Origin of the sequence: Streptomyces neyagawaensis, assembly GCF_023516595.1 — a bacterium.
GTDB classification, from domain to species: domain Bacteria; phylum Actinomycetota; class Actinomycetes; order Streptomycetales; family Streptomycetaceae; genus Streptomyces; species Streptomyces neyagawaensis.
The window spans coordinates 1-14,698 of record NZ_JAMGBG010000049.1; the positions used below are offsets into that span (position 1 = coordinate 1).

The following is a 14,698-nucleotide window of genomic DNA, read 5'->3' on the forward strand; positions in this document are numbered from 1 at the left end:
CCGCCTCGCCCGCCGGGCCGAGTCGCAGCAGGGACCGCGCAGCGGTGCCGGCCACATGCGGGTCGGGGTCGCCGAGCAGGGCGGCCAGCGGTCCCGTCGCGGCCTCGGCGCCCAGGCTGCCCAGGGCGCCGGCCGCCACGGTGCGCAGGGCAACCGGCCGGCCGGGCCGGATGGCCGCCAGCAGCGGCTCCAAGCCGTCGGGCATGCCCAGCCTGCCCAGCGCGCGCGTCGCACGGATCTGGACCTCGGTGTCGGGGTCCTCGCGCAGGGCCCGGACGATGTCGGGCGTGCGGGCGATCGCACCGGTCACCCCGAGCACCTCCACGGCCACGGCCCGGACGAGGGGCACGGGATCCCGGAGCCCCGCCGCGACACGGTGCCAGGCGTCGGCCCCGAGGGAGGTCAGCGCCGCCGTGACGATCTTGGGTGACACGGCCCGCGGTCCGTGCAGGCTGCTCAGCAGACGCGGTACGGCCGCCGGATCACCGGTTCGGCCCAGCGCCCGTGCCGCGGCCAGCCGCACCTCCCGGTCGCGGTCGTCGAGCAGACGGCACAGCGACGGGGCGGCCGGACGGTGGCGCAGCTGACCGAGCACCTGTGCGGCGCGCCCGCGCCGGACCGCACTGCGGCTGCCCAGATCGGCGACGGCCTCCGCCGCGGAGCCGCGCATCTCGTACAGCTGGACCAGGGCCGTGCGGGCCCTGCCGGACACCTTGCCCAGCATGGCCGCCACGGTCGGCTCCAGCGCGGCCCAGGTGTGCCGGTCGATCCGCGCCATGTGCTCCAGCAGCTCGCCGTGTTCCTCCTCCGGCGCGCACAGCAGCTCCAGCAGCAGGCCGCGCACCGGCGCCGCGATCCGCTCACGTCTGCGCCTGCGGTACGTACGGGCGCCCCGGATGCCCGCGACCAGCAGACTCAGCGCCAGTCCCATGCCCAGCAGGTACAGCAGCGCGCCGGTGACGAAGTCGAGCGGGATCACCGCTCGACCCGGGAGAGCACCGCGTTGACCCGGCTGGACAGCTCGCGCGGGCTGAAGGGCTTGACGATGTAGTCGTCGGCGCCCGCCGAGAAGCCGAGTTCGACGTCTCCCTCCTGGGAGCGGGCGGTGATCAGGATGACCGGGAGCGACGACGTCTCCTCCGCCGCCCGCAGTTCACGGCACACGTCCAGTCCCGAGATCCCCGGCATCCGGATGTCGAGGAGCACGAGATCCGGTGGGCGCTCGCGCAGAACCCGCAGCGCGGTCATGCCGTCCTCCACGGCCGTGACCTGGTGGCCGCTCTGCGTCAGCTTGAACGCGACGAGATCCCGGATGTCGGCGTCGTCGTCGGCCACCAGCACACGAGCCATTACTCCTCCTGCGATGCGGAACTGCGGTAGGAAGCGACGAGCCGCGCCACCGACGCCTGCCGGAACGGCTTCGCCAGCAGTTCGTCCGTCGCGAGCTCGACCAGGTCCTGCGGGTCGAGCACGGAGGAGACGACGAGTCGGCACTGTTTCGTCCGCTCGTCCGCTCGCAGTCTGCGGATGACCTCCCGCCCGTCGATACCGGGCAGCAGTATGTCGACGATCGCCAGGTCCGGGGGATCGGCGAACGCCATGTCCAACCCCTTCTCACCGGATGCCGCGGCCGTCACACGACAGCCGAGGGCGCCCAGATGACGTGTCAGCAGGGCACTGACGTCCTGGTCGTCGTCAATCACCAGGACGTGCAGCAGAGGGCCGTGCTCACCATGCATCGCCATCCCGATTCAAGTAGTCGGATGCTTACAAATTAGGATCATTTTGCCCCTCTCGCCACATAGAGAACACAAGTCACAGCGGTGCCCCCGCCCGCCGGTGATCGATCAAAGATCGTTTCCGCAGGTCGGATTAGGTTCACCTAAGTGATGCAGGGCACGGCCGGGTGCCCCGGACGCCGCTTGCCCCCCTCCGAGGAATTACGCAACAATGGCGTTGTGAAAAACGTTGGCGCGGCTCCGCAGGAGGAACTCGCGACCGGTGAGCGATCCACTCGCAACCGGGTCGCGCGGTCCATCCTGGATCACGGGCCGTCCACCGTGGCCGACCTGGCAGGCCGTCTCGGCCTGACCCAGGCCGCCGTCCGCCGACACCTCGACGCCCTGGTCGCCGACGATGTCGTGCAGCCCCGTGAGCAGCGCGTCTACGGCGCGCGCACGCGCGGGCGCCCGGCCAAGGTGTTCGCCCTGACGGACTGCGGCCGCGACGCCTTCGACCAGTCGTACGACAAGCTGGCCGTGGACGCGCTCCACTGGATCGCGGACCAGGAGGGCGGGGAGCAGGCCGTCGCCGCCTTCGCCCGTGCCCGGGTCGCCGCGCAGGCCGGCGAGTACCGCAAGGCCGTCGAGGCAGCCGCCCCGGAGGACAGGGCCGAAGCCCTGGCCAAGGCCTTGAGTGCGGACGGGTACGCTGCTACGGCACGCAGTGCCCCCCACCCCCACCAGGGTGAGCAGCTCTGCCAGCACCACTGCCCGGTAGCTCATGTGGCCGAGCAGTTCCCGCAGCTCTGCGAGGCCGAGACCGAGCTCTTCGCCGAACTGCTCGGTACGCACGTCCAGCGGCTGGCCACCATCGCCCACGGCGACGGCGTCTGCACGACGTTCATCCCCAGAGTTTCCAAGTCAGCCACCAACGCATCCGCTAGCACGGCCGGGAGGAACCCCGCATGACTCTCCCCATCGAGGAGACCGCCCACCCTGAGCTCGAGGGCCTGGGTAAGTACGAATACGGCTGGGCGGACTCCGACGAGGCCGGTGCCGCAGCGAAGCGCGGCCTGAACGAAGACGTCGTCCTCGACATCTCCGGCAAGAAGTCCGAGCCGGAGTGGATGACGAAGCTGCGTCTCAAGGGCCTGAAGCTGTTCGAGAAGAAGCCCATGCCGAACTGGGGCTCGGACCTGTCGGGCATCGACTTCGACAACATCAAGTACTTCGTGCGCTCCACGGAGAAGCAGGCGGAGTCCTGGGAGGACCTGCCCGAGGACATCAAGAACACCTACGACAAGCTGGGCATCCCCGAGGCGGAGAAGCAGCGCCTCGTCGCCGGTGTCGCCGCCCAGTACGAGTCGGAGGTCGTCTACCACCAGATCCGCGAGGACCTGGAGGAGCAGGGCGTCATCTTCCTCGACACCGACACCGCGCTGAAGGAGCACCCGGAGCTCTTCAAGGAGTACTTCGGCACCGTCATCCCCGCCGGTGACAACAAGTTCGCCGCGCTGAACACCGCCGTGTGGTCCGGTGGCTCCTTCATCTACGTGCCGAAGGGCGTGCACGTCGAGATCCCGCTCCAGGCCTACTTCCGTATCAACACGGAGAACATGGGCCAGTTCGAGCGGACCCTGATCATCGTCGACGAGGGCGCCTACGTGCACTACGTCGAGGGTTGTACGGCCCCGATCTACAAGTCGGACTCGCTGCACTCCGCGGTCGTCGAGATCATCGTCAAGAAGAACGCCCGCTGCCGCTACACGACCATCCAGAACTGGTCGAACAACGTCTACAACCTGGTCACCAAGCGCGCCGTCGCCTACGAGGGCGCCACCATGGAGTGGATCGACGGCAACATCGGCTCCAAGGTGACGATGAAGTACCCGGCCGTCTACCTGATGGGCGAGCACGCCAAGGGCGAGACCCTCTCCATCGCCTTCGCGGGCGAGGGCCAGCACCAGGACGCCGGCGCCAAGATGGTCCACATGGCCCCGAACACGTCCTCGAACATCGTCTCGAAGTCCGTGGCGCGCGGCGGTGGCCGCACCTCCTACCGCGGTCTGATCGAGATCGGCGAGGGCGCCCCCGGCTCCAAGTCGAACGTGCTGTGCGACGCGCTGCTCGTCGACACCATCTCCCGCTCGGACACCTACCCGTACGTCGACGTCCGTGAGGACGACGTGTCCATGGGCCACGAGGCGACCGTCTCCAAGGTCTCCGAGGACCAGCTCTTCTACCTGATGAGCCGCGGTCTGTCGGAGGACGAGGCCATGGCGATGATCGTGCGCGGCTTCGTCGAGCCGATCGCCAAGGAGCTGCCCATGGAGTACGCGCTGGAGCTCAACCGGCTGATCGAGCTGCAGATGGAAGGCGCGGTCGGCTGACCCCAGACCTTCCGGTCCAGCAGCAGGCGGCCCGCCTCTCCGGGGCGGGCCGAAGATCGTAAACGTAGGAAGAGAGCAGACCGACAGCCATGGCTGAGGCTCAGAACATCCCGGTGGGCAGCACCACCGCCGGCTCGATCGCGGTGGCCGCCGAGTCGACCGTCGTCTCGCGCATGAGCGCGCCCCCCTCCTTCGACGTGGCGGACTTCCCCGTGCCGCACGGCCGTGAGGAGGAGTGGCGGTTCACCCCGCTGGAGCGGCTGCGCGGGCTGCACGACGGCACCGCCGTCGGCACCGGCGACGGCCTGAAGGTCGACGTGCAGGCCCCCGAGGGCGTCACCGTCGAGGCCGTCGGCCGCGACGACGCGCGCCTCGGCAAGGCGGGCACCCCGGTGGACCGCGTCGCCGCCCAGGCCTACTCGGCGTTCGAGAAGGCCGGTGTGATCACCGTCCCCAAGGAGACGGTCCTCACCGAGCCGATCCGCATCGCCGTGCACGGCGAGGGCGGCACCGCCTTCGCCCACCAGGTCATCGAACTGGGTGCCTTCGCCGAGGCCGTCGTCGTCATCGACCACACCGGTGACGCCGTGCTCGCCGCCAACGTCGACTACCTCCTCGGTGACGGCGCCAAGCTGACCGTCGTCTCCGTGCAGGACTGGGACGACAAGGCCGTGCACATCGCCCAGCACAACGCCCTCGTCGGCCGGGACGCCTCCTTCAAGTCGGTCGTCGTCACCTTCGGCGGCGACGTCGTCCGCCTCCACCCGCGCGTCACCTACGCCGGCCCCGGCGGCGAGGCCGAGCTGTTCGGTCTGTACTTCACCGACGCCGGCCAGCACCAGGAGCACCGCCTGCTGGTCACGCACAACGTGCCGCACTGCAAGTCCAACGTGGTCTACAAGGGCGCCCTCCAGGGCGACGGAGCCCACGCGGTGTGGATCGGCGACGTCCTCATCGAGGCCGCGGCCGAGGGCACCGACACCTACGAGATGAACCGGAACCTCGTCCTCACGGACGGCGCCCGCGTCGACTCCGTGCCGAACCTGGAGATCGAGACCGGCGAGATCGTCGGCGCCGGCCATGCCTCGGCGACCGGCCGCTTCGACGACGAGCAGCTCTTCTACCTGATGGCCCGCGGCATCCCCGCCGAGGAGGCCCGCCGCCTCGTCGTGCGCGGCTTCTTCGCCGAGCTGGTCCAGCAGATCGGTGTCGACGACATCGAGGAGCGCCTGCTGGAGAAGCTCGACGAGGAGCTGGAGACCGTGACTGGATCGGGCCGATGACCACCTTCGTACGCGCCTGCGGGCTGAGCGAGCTGGAGGAGGACACCCCGAAGCGGGTGGAACTCGACGGCACGCCGGTCTCGGTCGTGCGGACCGAGGGAGAGGTGTTCGCCATCCACGACATCTGCTCCCACGCGAACGTCTCGCTCTCCGAGGGCGAGGTGGAGGACTGCCAGATCGAGTGCTGGCTGCACGGCTCCGCGTTCGATCTCCGCACCGGTAAGCCGTCCGGCCTACCCGCGACGCGCCCCGTCCCCGTATACCCCGTAAAGATCGAAGGGGACGACGTGCTCGTCTCCCTCACCCAGGAGTCCTGAGGCACCCATGGCAACGCTTGAAATCCGAGACCTGCACGTCACCGTCGAGGCCGACAACGCCACGAAGGAGATCCTCAAGGGCGTCGACCTCACCGTGAAGCAGGGCGAGACGCACGCCATCATGGGCCCCAACGGCTCCGGCAAGTCGACCCTCGCCTACTCGCTCGCGGGTCACCCGAAGTACACGATCACCGGCGGCACCGTGCTGCTCGACGGCGAGGACGTCCTGGAGATGTCCGTCGACGAGCGCGCCCGCGCGGGCCTGTTCCTGGCGATGCAGTACCCGGTCGAGGTCCCCGGCGTCTCGGTCTCCAACTTCCTGCGGACCTCCGCCACCGCCATCCGCGGCGAGGCCCCCAAGCTGCGCACCTGGGTCAAGGAGGTCAAGGAGGCCATGCAGCGCCTCAACATGGACCCCTCCTTCGCCGAGCGCAACGTCAACGAGGGCTTCTCCGGCGGTGAGAAGAAGCGCCACGAGATCCTCCAGCTCGAACTGCTCAAGCCGAAGATCGCGATCCTCGACGAGACGGACTCCGGTCTGGACGTCGACGCGCTCCGGGTCGTCTCCGAGGGCGTCAACCGCGTCCGTGAGACCGGCGAGGTCGGCACCCTGCTGATCACGCACTACACGCGCATCCTGCGCTACATCAAGCCCGACCACGTCCACGTCTTCGCGGGCGGCCGGATCGTCGAGTCCGGTGGCCCCGAGCTCGCCGACAAGCTGGAGAACGAGGGCTACGAGGCATACACGAAGGGTGGCGCATCCGCGTGACACAGCTGCCGGGCCTCCTCGACACCGAGGCGCTCCGCAAGGACTTCCCCATCCTGGACCGTCAGGTCCACGACGAGCGGAAGCTCGTGTACCTGGACAACGCGGCGACCTCGCAGAAGCCGCGCCAGGTGCTGGACGCCCTGAGCGAGTACTACGAGCGCTACAACGCCAACGTCCACCGCGGTGTGCATGTGCTCGCCGAGGAGGCCACGGCGCTGTACGAGGGCGCGCGCGACAAGGTCGCCGCGTTCATCAACGCGCCCAGCCGCGACGAGGTGATCTTCACCAAGAACGCCTCCGAGTCGCTGAACCTCGTGGCGAACATGCTCGGCTGGGCCGACGAGCCCTACCGGGTGGACTCCGAGACCGAGATCGTCATCACGGAGATGGAGCACCACTCCAACATCGTGCCGTGGCAGCTGCTCGCGCAGCGCACGGGCGCGAAGCTGAAGTGGTTCGGGCTGACCGACGACGGCCGTCTCGACCTCTCCAACATCGACGAGATCATCACGGAGAAGACGAAGATCGTCTCCTTCGTGCTGGTGTCCAACATCCTGGGCACGGTCAACCCGGTCGAGGCGATAGTGCGCCGGGCGCAGGAGGTCGGCGCCCTGGTCTGCGTCGACGCCTCGCAGGCCGCGCCGCACATGCCGCTGGACGTCCAGGCCCTCCAGGCCGACTTCGTGGCCTTCACCGGCCACAAGATGTGCGGTCCGACCGGCATCGGCGTGCTCTGGGGCCGCCAGGAGCTCCTGGAGGACCTGCCCCCGTTCCTCGGCGGCGGCGAGATGATCGAGACGGTGTCGATGCACTCGTCGACGTACGCCCCCGCCCCGCACAAGTTCGAGGCGGGCACCCCGCCGATCGCGCAGGCGGTCGGTCTGGGCGCGGCGATCGACTACCTCAACTCGATCGGCATGGACAAGATCCTCGCCCATGAGCACGCCCTCACCGAGTACGCGGTGAAGCGTCTGGCGGAGGTCCCTGACCTGCGCATCATCGGCCCGGCCACGGCCGAGGACCGGGGCGCGGCGATCTCCTTCACGCTCGGCGACATCCACCCGCACGACGTGGGTCAGGTCCTCGACGAGCAGGGCATCGCGGTCCGGGTCGGCCACCACTGCGCCCGCCCCGTCTGCCTGCGCTACGGAATTCCCGCGACCACCCGAGCGTCGTTCTATCTGTACTCCACGCCGGCCGAGATCGACGCGCTGGTCGACGGCCTGGAGCACGTACGGAACTTCTTCGGCTGATGGGACGAGCGATCGCATGAAGCTGGACTCGATGTACCAGGAAGTCATCCTGGACCACTACAAGAACCCGCACGGGCGGGGCTTGCGGGATGGCGACGCCGAGGTGCACCACGTGAACCCCACGTGCGGCGACGAGATCACCCTGCGCGTGAAGTACGACGGTACGACCATCGAGGACGTCTCGTACGAGGGCCAGGGCTGCTCGATCAGCCAGGCCAGCGCCTCCGTGCTGAACGAGCTGCTCGTCGGCAAGGAGCTGACGGACGCGCGGCGGATCCAGGAGACCTTCCTGGAGCTGATGCAGTCCAAGGGGAAGATCGAGCCGGACGACGCGATGGAGGAGGTCCTGGAGGACGCGGTCGCGTTCGCCGGGGTCTCCAAGTACCCGGCCCGGGTCAAGTGCGCCCTCCTCAGCTGGATGGCGTGGAAGGACGCGACGGCCCAGGCGCTGGGCGCCGACGCCGAAAGGAAGACGGCATGAGTGACACCGTGGAGATGAAGCCGGCCTCCGAGGAGGAGATCCGCGAGGCCCTGTACGACGTCGTCGACCCCGAGCTGGGCATCGACGTCGTCAACCTGGGCCTGATCTACGGCATCCACATCGACGACGCGAACATCGCGACGATCGACATGACCCTGACCTCGGCGGCCTGCCCGCTGACGGATGTCATCGAGGACCAGGCCAAGTCCGCCACGGACGGCCTCGTCAACGAGCTGCGCATCAACTGGGTCTGGATGCCCCCGTGGGGCCCGGACAAGATCACGGACGACGGTCGCGAGCAGCTTCGGGCGCTCGGGTTCAACGTCTGAGACCGACCACATGAGTGTGGCCCCCGGCGAAAGTCGCCGGGGGCCACACTCATGTCCGGGTGCCGTGCCGTCAGTCGAGGCCCTTCACCAGGCGGAAGAGGAAGTCCTGCCGGTTGCCGCTGTTGTAGCCGTACGGGTCCAGGACCAGCTCGAAGTTCCGGTGACGCAGCACGCGGTCGGGGTAGTTCACCGACCGGAGCATCATGGCGTCCGAGTACGGCGACCGCATCGCGCAGAACGTCGCGTCCTGCTTGAAGAGGTTCGAGCCGTCGTTACTGCTCACGCGGAGCCGGAAGTTCTGGTGCCTGACGTACCGTCCGTCCGCCATGCGGAAGGAATAGCAGTCGGACCTGGCGAGGCCGGAGACCACCTTGAAGGTGGAGTCCTCACGGGTCTCACTCCCGCTGTAGGTGCCCACCTGGTCGAGGCGGATCGCCCCGCCGCTCAGGTGCCAGTACCGGTCCGGGTAGTTGACGGCCTGTACGGACTTCCGGTTCACGGACGTCGACGGCGGCTTCTTCGTGGGCGACGTCGACTTGGACGGCTTGGGGTCCGGCTTCGCGCCGCCCTGCTGCTTGTCGTCCGAGCCGGGTTCCTCCGAGTCGGAGGAACCCTTGCCCTTGCCCTTGGAACCGCCCTTGGAGTCCTGCGGCTCGGACAGTCCGCTCTTCCCGTTGGGGGCCGTGGTCGGCGACGCCGGGGGAAGGGAGAGCGGGGCGACCGGGTCGTCGGCCAGCGTGGTGCGGTCCGTGCGGGTCCGTGACGTGTCGTCAGAACCGGAGTCCTGAATGACGATCGCGGTCACGCACGACGACACGACGGCCAGGGCGAGCGCTCCGGCCAGCCAGAGGCGGCGGGTGCCCGGTATTCGGGTGTCGTCGGGGGCGACACCGGTCTCCCACACCTTCGCGGATCTCAGCACCGGGAGGTTGGGGGTGTTCTGGTCCGGATCAGGTCCGGGCTTCGTTGGCGGCATGCGCGGTTCCCTCGGCGTCGCACAGGCGGACGCGAATTCGTCATGCGGGTCAGGGGAGGTGGTACGTGTCACCGGTGTGTGCGAACCCTTGCGGCCGTCACACAATCGGGAGATTGACCGTTGAAACAGTAGTGGACCAAGTGGTGTGCGGGGAGCCCTTTGGAGAGCGCTTCCATAACGGAACGGCCCCGAAACGGCGGCCTCTTGGGGAGACATTTCCGTGCGGGTGCGCCCGATCGGGGACGGACGGGGGCACTCGCGAGGGCCTCCGCGCCGCGTCTCGCCCTCGATCTGCTCCCGATGTGCTCTCGATGTGCAGTCGGTGTGCTCTTGGTCTGTCCGCGATGTGGCCCTGATGTGGCCCTGATGTGGTCCCAATGTGATGGACGTTGATGTGTACGACCGTACGTATCCATGTGTACGCTAGTACACATGGGATATCTGCTGCTCGGCTTCGCCATAGCCGCCGAGGTCGTCGCCACCACCGCGATGAAGTACAGCGAGGGCTTCAGCAAGGTGGGCCCGTCGCTGATCACCGGGATCGGTTACCTGATCTCCTTCGGGCTCCTCGCCCAGGCGCTCAAGTCGATGTCGATCGGCACGGCCTACGCCATCTGGTCCGGCGTCGGCACCGCAAGCGTCGCCGCGCTCGGCCTGGTGCTGTTCGGGGAGGGACTGAGCCCCGCCAAGGCCGCCGGGATCGTGCTGATCGTGGCGGGAGTCGTCGTCCTCAACCTGGGAGGCGCCCACTGATGGCCCGGCGTTACGACCCCGAGCGGCGGCAGCGGATCATCGACGCGGCGATCCGTGTCGTCGGGGAGAAGGGCATCGCCGGGCTGAGCCACCGCAGCGTGGCCGCCGAGGCGGACGTACCGCTCGGTTCGACGACGTACCACTTCAAGACCCTCGACGACCTCATGGTGGCGGCGCTGCGGCAGGCCAACGAGGGGTACGCGCGCACGGTCCTGGCCCGCGGCGCCCTCCAGGACCCGGAGTCCGACCTGGCCGCCGAACTCGCCGCGCTCGGCAGCGAATGGTTCGCCGGCGACCGTACGGGCCTGGAGGTCGAGTACGAGCTCTACCTCGCCGCCCTGCGCCGCCCGGCCCTCCGCCCGGTCGCCGCGGAGTGGGCGGAGGGCTTCGCCGACTGCCTCGCCCTGCGCACCGACCCGGTGACCGCACGGGCCCTGGTCGCCCTGATCGACGGGATCTGCCTCCAGGTGCTGCTGACGGGGGTGCCGTACGACGAGGGGTACGCGCGGGAGGTGCTGGCGCGGGTGATCGGCTGAGGCTCGCCGGTAACCCGGCGCGGTGGTGACGGCGCGGTGGTGCTGGCGCGGTGGTGACGGCGCGGTCGCCGTCGTCCGGGATGCCCGGCTCCTGAGACGGCCGTGCCGTGGGTTGGCCTGGGCTGCCCCCGGACGGTTAGGTTTCCCTCATGACCGACACGACTGCTCCTCGCACCACCGGCGCCGTGGCCGCCGGCCTCGCCACGATCGCCGCCGACGGCACTGTTCTCGACACCTGGTACCCCGCGCCCGAGCTCGCCGCCGAGCCGGGCCCGTCCGGCACCGAGCGGCTCGACCCCGAGCGGGCGGCCCAGCTGCTGGGCGGCGGCGCGACGGCGGCGATCGGTCAGGACACCCGCCGGGGCGTCGAGGTCGTCGCGGTCCGCACGGTCATCTCCTCGCTCGACGAGAAGCCGGTCGACACGCACGACGCCTACCTGCGCCTCCACCTGCTCTCCCACCGCCTGGTGAAGCCGCACGGCCAGAGCCTGGACGGCATCTTCGGCCTCCTGGCCAACGTCGCCTGGACCTCGCTCGGCCCGGTCGCCGTCGACGACCTGGAGAAGGTCCGGCTCAACGCGCGCGCCGAGGGGCTGCACCTCCAGGTGACGTCCGTCGACAAGTTCCCGCGGATGACGGACTACGTGGCTCCCAAGGGAGTCCGTATCGCCGACGCCGACCGGGTCCGGCTGGGCGCGCACCTCGCCGAGGGCACCACGGTCATGCACGAGGGCTTCGTCAACTTCAACGCCGGCACCCTCGGCACGTCGATGGTCGAGGGCCGCATCTCCGCCGGTGTCGTCGTCGGGGACGGCTCCGACATCGGCGGCGGCGCCTCCACGATGGGCACGCTGTCCGGCGGCGGCAACGTCATCATCTCCATCGGCGAGCGCTGCCTGGTCGGCGCCGAGGCGGGCGTCGGCATCGCCCTCGGCGACGAGTGCGTGGTGGAGGCCGGCCTGTACGTCACCGCGGGCACCCGCGTCACGATGCCCGACGGCCAGGTCGTCAAGGCTCGCGAGCTCTCCGGCGCCTCGAACATCCTCTTCCGCCGCAACTCGGTCACCGGCACGGTGGAGGCCCGCCCGAACAACGCGGTCTGGGGCGGCCTGAACGAAATCCTGCACAGCCACAACTGATCATTGGCGGCCGAGCGCGCAACGGCCGCTGACCGACTCGCGGTTGCTGTGACCCGCGGCCGCTTGATCGATCAACCTCCCCCCGGACTCCTACCGAACCGCTCCTGAGCTGTTGGCAGCTGTCGGCGGTGACCGCCACAGAGCGCCCTTCCCCGGCCCGAGGCCGACCTGGGAGGGCGCTGTGTGTTGCATGGGGGCTTCTTCGGCGCGCTCCAGCAGCTTCAGGGCTTCGTCGTGGAAGCGGCGTTCGGTGTCCCGGCACGGGGCACCGAGGAAGGCGCGTTGTGCCTCGGTGAGATCGCAGTTCAGCACGGCCATGGTGACGCGGACGGCTTCTATTCCGTGGCAGTCGTTGTCCTTGAGGAACCGCTGCAGGGCGTCTGTGTCGCCGGTCGTCTCCCAGATCGGTCGGGCGCGTTCCGTCCAGGCTGCGATGCGAGCCGATCGTTCCGCGTCGGATTTCATCGGTCCGCCTCTCCTGGGTGGTCCGCAGGTTATCGGCCGGGCGGCTCGTTCAGGGGGCCTCGGTCGATCTCGGGCGATCCCGTACGGGTTGATCCGCGTGACCTTCCGGTGGGGGTGGGCGATGAACCGGGGGGACGCACAGTCCTATCAGAGGGCGAAGATACGAGATGAGGGGTTGGACAGGATGAGGATCGATCGGGTGAGGGCTGTGGCACGAGTGGTGACCGGGGTGGTGGGCGCGGCCGTGGTGTGTGGGCTGCCCGCCGGTGTCGCGCATGCCGACGAGACCAACAGGGGCTCGCACAACGGCCCCCGTATCGGGCTCGTCAATGTCGGCCAGGTCGACGACCCGATGGAGGACGTGCTGGAGCACACCCTGCTGTTCGGTGACGGGTACCGCTGGGGCTGAGCCCGCCGCCACCAGGAGTCCGGGGCCCGTACCGCGCCAGCGCGTGGTGCGGGCCCCGGCCCCCGTCCGGGAACTTTTTTCGGCGCACCGGCATAGCGGCGGGCGGCTCCGCGCGTCACACAGAGCACAGGGGCGGGACACAGGGCCCGCCGGGGAAGAGAAGGTGACGATGGATGCCGCAGGTCAGGAGAGTTTCCGCGAGTTCGTGGCCGGGCGGTCGTCGGCGCTGCTGAAGACCGCCGTACTGCTCAGCGGCGGCGACCGGCACGCCGCCGAGGACCTGCTGCAGAACGCGCTCATCAAGGCGGCCGGCCGCTGGCAGCGCATCGACGAACCCGAGGCGTACGTACGGCAGATCCTGTACCGGCAGCAGATCAGCCGCTGGCGGCTGAAATGGCGCCGCAGGGAGGTCACCGTCGCCGAGCTGCCCGAGAGCGGCGCCGCCGACGGCGCGGCCGGGGTGGAACTGCGCCTGGTGATGCGCGGCGCGCTCGCCCGGCTGACCGCACGGCAGCGGACCATGCTCGTGCTGCGCTACTTCGAGGACCTGCCGGAGGCCGATGTGGCCCGCCTCCTCGGCTGCTCCGTCGGGACCGTCCGCTCCACCACCCACCGCTCCCTCGCCCGGCTGCGGGAACTCGCGCCCGAACTGGCCGGTCTCGGCCCGGCTCCGGCCGAGCAGCAGCCGTCCCGTGACTTCTCGCCCGTGGAGGTGCGTCCATGAACGTCGACGAACTGGTGCGCGACTCCCTGCGGGAGCAGGCCGCCGAACAACCGCCCCTGGAGCCCGGTTTCGCCGACCGCGTGCTGAATGTGCGACGGCGGCGCCGTACCCGCAGGATGGCCACGGTCGCCGCGGCGACCGCCGCCGTGGTCGCCGTCGCGGTCGCGGTGCCGCTGTTGGAGTCCGGCAAGGACGAGGTGCGGCTCGCCAGCGAGATGAACAAGAGCGACATCATCGCCCACCCCGACCAGTCGCCGCCGCGCGACCTGATCGCCGCCGGGGACGTGGCCCTGGCCGCGTACTACACGTACGACACGGTCAAGACGTCCGAGGACACCGCCGTCAGGCAGCGTACGTATCGGATCCTCGACCAGAGGAACGGCAAGTACGTGAAGGACGACCGCTGGTCCATGGTCTCCGTCGCCCCCGGCATGCGGACCGCCGCCGTACTGGAGCGGGACCTGCCGGTCGAGCGGATCGGGCTGCTCGATCTGGCCACCGGCGAGGTGGACCGCTGGCTCCCGGTCGGGCGGGGCGTCGCGAGTGTCGAGTTCTCGTCCGACGGCGACAAGCTCGTCGCCACCACCTACAGCAAGAACCCCGACCTGCTCACCCGGGTCGACTACGACTCCGACGGCGACGGCAAGAAGAACGACTACGAAGTGGACCACTCGAAGTCCCACCGGACCGGGTTCTACATCGTGGACGTCGACTCCGGGAAGGCCGACTGGAGCAAGGTCGTCCCCGAGGCCCAGGGAGGGCTCGTCAACGCCCGCCAGGACTTCTTCTTCAGCGGCGACGCCAAGTCGGTGTACACCGGGCTGACGATGGAGCCGCACCAGCAGTACTACGACCTCAAGGGCAACAAGGTCCCCGCGCCGCCGGACGAGATGTACCTGCACTGGTCGGTGGAGGCGCGGCTCTCCCCGGACGGCAAGCTCGCCGCCGGCGGCTTCGCGGGCGGCGCCAGGACCACCGCCTCGTGGATCCTCGACCCCCGTACCGGCAAGCGCCTCCACAAGGTGCGCGGACAGCAACTCCTCGCCTGGGTCGACAACAAGCGGCTCATCGCCTGGGACATCACGCCCGGGGCCAACGAGTTCCACAACGCCCTGGTGCTCGTCACCATCGGCAGCGACAAGACGCTCCC

General features: G+C 69.3%; 19 protein-coding genes. 14 read left to right on the forward strand and 5 right to left on the reverse strand.

Annotated elements, in window-relative coordinates:
- The 3 genes from M8J73_RS21975 to M8J73_RS21985 form a co-directional block, all read right to left on the reverse strand.
- On the reverse strand, positions 1-979 hold a 979-nt coding region (locus M8J73_RS21975; protein ID WP_249828966.1), incomplete at its 3' end, for a HEAT repeat domain-containing protein.
- A complete protein-coding gene (locus M8J73_RS21980; protein ID WP_055537502.1) occupies positions 976-1,350 on the reverse strand; it encodes a response regulator transcription factor in 375 nt (124 codons plus the stop codon). The genes M8J73_RS21980 and M8J73_RS21975, both read right to left, overlap by 4 nt.
- A complete protein-coding gene (locus tag M8J73_RS21985; protein ID WP_055537501.1) occupies positions 1,350-1,745 on the reverse strand; it encodes a response regulator in 396 nt (131 codons plus the stop codon). Before M8J73_RS21985 ends, M8J73_RS21980 begins: the two co-directional genes overlap by 1 nt.
- Positions 1,746-1,958: 213 nt before the next feature.
- Here M8J73_RS21985 and M8J73_RS21990 point away from each other — a divergent pair, with 213 nt between their 5' ends.
- The 8 genes from M8J73_RS21990 to M8J73_RS22025 all read left to right on the forward strand — a co-directional run bounded on the left by M8J73_RS21990 (position 1,959) and on the right by M8J73_RS22025 (position 8,546).
- Positions 1,959-2,690 (forward strand): helix-turn-helix transcriptional regulator, encoded by a 732-nt coding sequence (locus M8J73_RS21990; protein ID WP_055537500.1) that lies wholly within the window; start codon positions 1,959-1,961, stop codon positions 2,688-2,690.
- Positions 2,687-4,111, forward strand: coding sequence for a Fe-S cluster assembly protein SufB (gene sufB, locus M8J73_RS21995; RefSeq protein ID WP_055537499.1), 1,425 nt, complete (start codon positions 2,687-2,689; stop codon positions 4,109-4,111). The genes M8J73_RS21990 and sufB overlap by 4 nt, the downstream gene beginning before the upstream one ends.
- 89 nt (positions 4,112-4,200) lie before the next feature.
- Positions 4,201-5,394, forward strand: a complete 1,194-nt coding sequence (sufD, locus tag M8J73_RS22000; RefSeq protein ID WP_055537498.1) for a Fe-S cluster assembly protein SufD — start codon at positions 4,201-4,203, stop codon at positions 5,392-5,394.
- Complete coding sequence (locus M8J73_RS22005) at positions 5,391-5,711, forward strand: non-heme iron oxygenase ferredoxin subunit (RefSeq protein WP_055514965.1); 321 nt, start codon at positions 5,391-5,393, stop codon at positions 5,709-5,711. Before sufD ends, M8J73_RS22005 begins: the two co-directional genes overlap by 4 nt.
- A gap of 7 nt (positions 5,712-5,718) precedes the next feature.
- Positions 5,719-6,483 carry a Fe-S cluster assembly ATPase SufC gene (gene sufC / locus M8J73_RS22010; RefSeq protein ID WP_055537497.1) on the forward strand — a complete coding sequence of 255 codons (765 nt, stop codon included), beginning with the start codon at positions 5,719-5,721 and terminating at the stop codon, positions 6,481-6,483.
- Positions 6,480-7,736, forward strand: a complete 1,257-nt coding sequence (locus tag M8J73_RS22015; RefSeq protein WP_055537496.1) for a cysteine desulfurase — start codon at positions 6,480-6,482, stop codon at positions 7,734-7,736. The genes sufC and M8J73_RS22015 overlap by 4 nt, the downstream gene beginning before the upstream one ends.
- A gap of 16 nt (positions 7,737-7,752) precedes the next feature.
- Positions 7,753-8,217 (forward strand): Fe-S cluster assembly sulfur transfer protein SufU, encoded by a 465-nt coding sequence (gene sufU, locus M8J73_RS22020; protein ID WP_055514972.1) that lies wholly within the window; start codon positions 7,753-7,755, stop codon positions 8,215-8,217.
- Positions 8,214-8,546, forward strand: coding sequence for a metal-sulfur cluster assembly factor (locus M8J73_RS22025; RefSeq protein WP_055514975.1), 333 nt, complete (start codon positions 8,214-8,216; stop codon positions 8,544-8,546). The genes sufU and M8J73_RS22025 overlap by 4 nt, the downstream gene beginning before the upstream one ends.
- Before the next feature lie 70 nt (positions 8,547-8,616).
- Here M8J73_RS22025 and M8J73_RS22030 read toward each other — a convergent pair whose 3' ends face one another.
- Positions 8,617-9,522, reverse strand: a complete 906-nt coding sequence (locus tag M8J73_RS22030) for an AbfB domain-containing protein (RefSeq protein ID WP_240501061.1) — start codon at positions 9,520-9,522, stop codon at positions 8,617-8,619.
- Positions 9,523-9,954: 432 nt separating this feature from the next.
- On the opposite strand from M8J73_RS22030, the gene M8J73_RS22035 reads away from it, so the two are divergent.
- The 3 genes from M8J73_RS22035 (at position 9,955) to dapD (ending at position 11,950) form a co-directional block, all read left to right on the forward strand.
- A complete protein-coding gene (locus tag M8J73_RS22035; RefSeq protein WP_055537495.1) occupies positions 9,955-10,275 on the forward strand; it encodes a DMT family transporter in 321 nt (106 codons plus the stop codon).
- On the forward strand, positions 10,275-10,811 hold the full coding sequence (locus M8J73_RS22040; RefSeq protein ID WP_055537494.1) for a TetR/AcrR family transcriptional regulator: 537 nt from the start codon (positions 10,275-10,277) through the stop codon (positions 10,809-10,811). The genes M8J73_RS22035 and M8J73_RS22040 overlap by 1 nt, the downstream gene beginning before the upstream one ends.
- A gap of 149 nt (positions 10,812-10,960) precedes the next feature.
- Positions 10,961-11,950: a 2,3,4,5-tetrahydropyridine-2,6-dicarboxylate N-succinyltransferase gene (gene dapD / locus M8J73_RS22045; protein WP_055537493.1), complete on the forward strand. Its 990-nt coding sequence runs from the start codon at positions 10,961-10,963 to the stop codon at positions 11,948-11,950.
- 90 nt (positions 11,951-12,040) lie between these two features.
- Here the strand turns inward: dapD and M8J73_RS22050 are convergent, their stop codons facing one another.
- Positions 12,041-12,415 (reverse strand): hypothetical protein, encoded by a 375-nt coding sequence (locus M8J73_RS22050; RefSeq protein WP_055537492.1) that lies wholly within the window; start codon positions 12,413-12,415, stop codon positions 12,041-12,043.
- 184 nt (positions 12,416-12,599) lie between these two features.
- Between M8J73_RS22050 and M8J73_RS22055 the strand changes: the two genes are divergently transcribed.
- The 3 genes from M8J73_RS22055 to M8J73_RS22065 all read left to right on the forward strand — a co-directional run.
- Positions 12,600-12,824 (forward strand): hypothetical protein, encoded by a 225-nt coding sequence (locus M8J73_RS22055; protein WP_055537491.1) that lies wholly within the window; start codon positions 12,600-12,602, stop codon positions 12,822-12,824.
- 169 nt (positions 12,825-12,993) lie between these two features.
- Complete coding sequence (locus M8J73_RS22060) at positions 12,994-13,548, forward strand: SigE family RNA polymerase sigma factor (protein ID WP_055537523.1); 555 nt, start codon at positions 12,994-12,996, stop codon at positions 13,546-13,548.
- The coding region (locus M8J73_RS22065) for a WD40 repeat domain-containing protein (protein ID WP_249828967.1) at positions 13,545-14,698 on the forward strand (1,154 nt) is incomplete at its 3' end. The genes M8J73_RS22060 and M8J73_RS22065, both read left to right, overlap by 4 nt.

What these genes read in the sequence shown, in the direction of transcription:
- M8J73_RS21980 (WP_055537502.1), bottom strand. Translation starts at nt 1,350, where the DNA reads ATGGCTCGTGTGCTGGTGGCCGACGACGACGCCGACATCCGGGATCTC.
- M8J73_RS21985 (WP_055537501.1), bottom strand. Translation starts at nt 1,745, where the DNA reads ATGGCGATGCATGGTGAGCACGGCCCTCTGCTGCACGTCCTGGTGATT.
- sufB (WP_055537499.1), top strand. Translation starts at nt 2,687, where the DNA reads ATGACTCTCCCCATCGAGGAGACCGCCCACCCTGAGCTCGAGGGCCTG.
- sufD (WP_055537498.1), top strand. Translation starts at nt 4,201, where the DNA reads ATGGCTGAGGCTCAGAACATCCCGGTGGGCAGCACCACCGCCGGCTCG.
- M8J73_RS22005 (WP_055514965.1), top strand. Translation starts at nt 5,391, where the DNA reads ATGACCACCTTCGTACGCGCCTGCGGGCTGAGCGAGCTGGAGGAGGAC.
- sufC (WP_055537497.1), top strand. Translation starts at nt 5,719, where the DNA reads ATGGCAACGCTTGAAATCCGAGACCTGCACGTCACCGTCGAGGCCGAC.
- sufU (WP_055514972.1), top strand. Translation starts at nt 7,753, where the DNA reads ATGAAGCTGGACTCGATGTACCAGGAAGTCATCCTGGACCACTACAAG.
- M8J73_RS22025 (WP_055514975.1), top strand. Translation starts at nt 8,214, where the DNA reads ATGAGTGACACCGTGGAGATGAAGCCGGCCTCCGAGGAGGAGATCCGC.
- M8J73_RS22030 (WP_240501061.1), bottom strand. Translation starts at nt 9,522, where the DNA reads ATGCCGCCAACGAAGCCCGGACCTGATCCGGACCAGAACACCCCCAAC.
- M8J73_RS22035 (WP_055537495.1), top strand. Translation starts at nt 9,955, where the DNA reads ATGGGATATCTGCTGCTCGGCTTCGCCATAGCCGCCGAGGTCGTCGCC.
- M8J73_RS22040 (WP_055537494.1), top strand. Translation starts at nt 10,275, where the DNA reads ATGGCCCGGCGTTACGACCCCGAGCGGCGGCAGCGGATCATCGACGCG.
- dapD (WP_055537493.1), top strand. Translation starts at nt 10,961, where the DNA reads ATGACCGACACGACTGCTCCTCGCACCACCGGCGCCGTGGCCGCCGGC.
- M8J73_RS22050 (WP_055537492.1), bottom strand. Translation starts at nt 12,415, where the DNA reads ATGAAATCCGACGCGGAACGATCGGCTCGCATCGCAGCCTGGACGGAA.
- M8J73_RS22055 (WP_055537491.1), top strand. Translation starts at nt 12,600, where the DNA reads ATGAGGATCGATCGGGTGAGGGCTGTGGCACGAGTGGTGACCGGGGTG.
- M8J73_RS22060 (WP_055537523.1), top strand. Translation starts at nt 12,994, where the DNA reads ATGGATGCCGCAGGTCAGGAGAGTTTCCGCGAGTTCGTGGCCGGGCGG.